Annotated in this window: 3 protein-coding genes and 1 pseudogene; all 4 read right to left on the bottom strand. The window is 27.9% G+C overall.

All coding sequences use genetic code 11. From position 1 onward, the window contains the following. Positions 1-756: tetratricopeptide repeat protein (locus B5E58_RS13065; protein WP_143597282.1), on the bottom strand; the 756-nt coding region annotated here is incomplete at its 3' end. Between the two features lie 2 nt (positions 757-758). Continuing rightward, positions 759-2321 (bottom strand): type I restriction-modification system subunit M, encoded by a 1563-nt coding sequence (locus B5E58_RS13070; protein ID WP_088110079.1) that lies wholly within the window; start codon positions 2319-2321, stop codon positions 759-761. A gap of 149 nt (positions 2322-2470) precedes the next feature. Further along, positions 2471-2842, bottom strand: a complete 372-nt coding sequence (locus B5E58_RS13075) for a WG repeat-containing protein (protein ID WP_158097775.1) — start codon at positions 2840-2842, stop codon at positions 2471-2473. A gap of 242 nt (positions 2843-3084) precedes the next feature. Continuing rightward, a pseudogene (locus tag B5E58_RS14080) lies at positions 3085-3522 on the bottom strand (WG repeat-containing protein); the annotation flags it as partial. Positions 3523-3527 lie beyond the last annotated feature (5 nt).

Below are 3527 nucleotides of genomic sequence, written 5' to 3' on the forward strand. Positions count from 1 at the left end.
TCCTATATTAGCATAGGCTTTACTAAAGTTTGGATCTATTTTTATAACTTCTGTAAAGTCATTTATTGCTTCTTCATATTTTCCAATTTTACTATATACAAGCCCTCTATTAAAATATACTTTTTTATAATTTGGATCTATTTCTATTACTTTTGTATAATCTTTTATTGCTTCTTCATTTTTACCAAGTTCATCATATAAACTGCCCCTATTATTATAGGCTTCTTTATATTTAGGATCTATTTCTATTGCTTTATTATAATTTTTTATTGCTTCTTTATGTTTACCAATTTTATCATATGTTATTCCTATATTACAGTATGCTTCTTTATAATGTGAATCTATTTTTATTGCTTCATTAAAATCTTCTATTGCTTCTTCATTTTTTTTAAGCTTACCATAACTAATCCCTCTATTATTATATGCCTCTTTATAATATGGATCTATCTTTATTGCTTCATTAAAATCTTCTATTGCTTCTTCATTTTTTTCGAGTTTTTCATATATTAATCCTCTATTATTATATGCTTCTTTAAAATTTGGACCTATTTCTACTGCTTTTGTATAATCTTTTATTGCTTCTTCATTTTTTTCGAGTTTTTCATATATTACTCCTCTATTATTATATGCTTCTTTATAATCTGGATCTAGTTCTATTGCTTTTGTAAAATTGCTTATTGCCCCTTCAAAATCCTTATTTTTATAACATTCTATTCCTAAATCAAAATATTTTTTAGCTTCTTCATTAATATTCATAATTACACCTCTACCTCTGCTATAATCTTATCAATCTCATCTCTTAAAACCTGCTCCCTTGCCACTATTTGGGCTATATCCTCATTAAGTTTTACAATGTCTATTTTCTCCCTTGTGTCCTCTGCCTCAACATATGTGCTTACAGATAAATTATATTCCTGCTCTTTTATTTCCTCATACTTTGCAATATATGAAAAATGCTTTTCCTCTTTTCTCTCTGCAAATGTATAAACTATTTTTTTAATATTATCTTCTGTCAATTTATTATTGTTTGTTACTTTTATACATTCCTTTGTGGCATCAATAAAAAGCACGCTGTTATCAACTTTATTCTTTTTAAGTACCATTATACAAGTTGCAATACTTGTACCAAAAAAAAGATTGCTTGGAAGCTGTATAATACAATCAATAAAATTATTATCAATCAAATATTTTCTTATTTTCTGTTCTGCTCCCCCTCGGTACATTATCCCTGGAAAACATACAATAGCAGCTGTTCCGTTTTCTGCTAACCAACAAAGACTGTGCATTATAAATGCAAGGTCGGCTTTGCTTTTTGGTGCTAAAACTCCCGCCGGTGAAAATCTTGGGTCATTTATAAGTAATGGATTGTCGCTACCTGCCCATTTTATTGAATATGGTGGATTTGATACTATAAGTTCAAAAGGCTCATCGTCCCAATGCTGTGGATTTATAAGTGTATCTTCACAGGCTATACTAAATTTATTGTAATCTATATCATGTAAAAACATATTTATACGACAAAGGTTATATGTTGTTATATTTATCTCCTGTCCATAAAAACCATTACGAACAGCTTCATGACCAAGGACTTTTTCAGCCTTCAAAAGTAAAGAGCCTGAACCACAAGCAGGGTCATAAACTTTATTTATTTCTGTTTTTCCTACTGTTCCAAGTCTTGTTAAAAGTTCTGAAACATCAGCCGGTGTGAAAAATTCTCCGCCGGATTTTCCTGCATTTGATGCATACATTGTCATAAGATATTCATAGGCATCTCCAAAAGCGTCAATGTCATGGTCTTTTACATCACCAAGGTTCATATTGTTGACACCTTTTAAAAGTTTTGCAAGATTTTCATTTGTTTTCTGTACTGTTGCACCAAGTTTATTACTGTTTACATCAAAATCATCAAAAAGACCTGAAAAATTATCCTCTGACTGGCTACCCTTCGCCGAATTTTCAATATTACGGAAAACTTTTTCAAGAGTTTCGTTTAAATTCTCGTCATTGTCACAGTTTTTACATACATTACAAAAAAGTTCACTTGGCAATATAAAAAAGCCCTTTGAATTGACAAGGTCGTCCCTTATTTCTTCAGCGTTTTCATCTGATATTTTTGAATAGTCAAAATCAGTATCACCTGCGTCAATCTCTCCAGCATTGATGTAGTTAGCTATGTTCTCAGATATATAACGATAAAACATTGTACCAAGTACATAAGACTTGAAATCCCAACCGTCTACACTTCCTCTTAATTCGTCTGCTATCGCCCAAATGGCACGATGAAGTTCATCTCTTTCCTGTTCTTTCTTTGTATCTATCATTGTTTTTTCTCCCTATCATATTAATTTAGATAGTATAATAATATCATTGTTTTTATTTGTGTTCAATGTTACTTTTTTTTACAAAAAACAAACAGTCTTAATAATTATATAAATAAGACTGTTTGTTTTAAATATAAAAGATTTTAAATTCAAATTTTTAAATTTATAGAAAAATATTTTTTATCTTTTTTAAGCAAAAATTCTCCATATTCACTTCCTGAAAGTATATTATCATACTGTGGTGGAATTATTACATCTCCACTAACACTTACTATACCAAATTTTTTATTTTTTTCTACGAGTATTAAATCCTCTGATAATTCATTATTAAAATATATATTCCCTGTATAGTCCCAAAAATCTCCACCAATAAAATTACTATTTTTGTCTATAAGTTTAACTATATTACTTCTATAATCACTAACACTAGCTCTACCAAAGGCAAAGTCTGTAACATAATCCCATTTGGGTTCAATTACAACATTTCCATTTATATCAACAAATCCCCATTTATTATTCATTTTTACAGCTGCCATATTATCTGAAAAACTTCTACAATCACTAAATAAAAAATCACAGTTATCAAATTTCCATTATTATCAATAACAGCATATAAACCATCTTTTTCAATAAAACTACGATTACAGTTAAAATCATTTAATATTTTATAATTCGTATTTTTTATCTCTTTTCCATATTTATCAATTAAATAATTTGTTCCATTTTTATTAACAACAACTACACCATTTTTAAAATTATTAAGCTCTTTATAATCCTTCTTAAAAACAGCAATAATTTTTCCATCTGTATTTATGTACCCTGAAATACCATTATAAGCTTCAAAAATAGATATACCTTCTGAAGGTTCAAGTATTTTTTTATATGATATTTCTATTTTTTCGCCCTTTTCTGTTTCAAATTCAATATCAGCCTTTGAAACTATTTTGCCATTTATATCAATAAAACCATAAATATTTTTATCTGAATTTACAGCACCTAAAACCCCTTCGGAATATCCACTTAAAAAATCCCAAGTATTATCACCTATTAAATTTCCATTTTCATTAATTAAATTATATTTATTATCCTTTTGTACTATAAAATTGTTTTTATCACTTTTTAATATATTGTCATATTCAACAGGAATAATAACATCTCCATTATTATTTATAACACCATATTTTTTATTTTTATTTACTATATAAT

It is taken from the genome of Tyzzerella sp. An114 (assembly GCF_002161055.1).
Lineage (GTDB): Bacteria > Bacillota > Clostridia > Lachnospirales > Anaerotignaceae > Fimicola > Fimicola cottocaccae.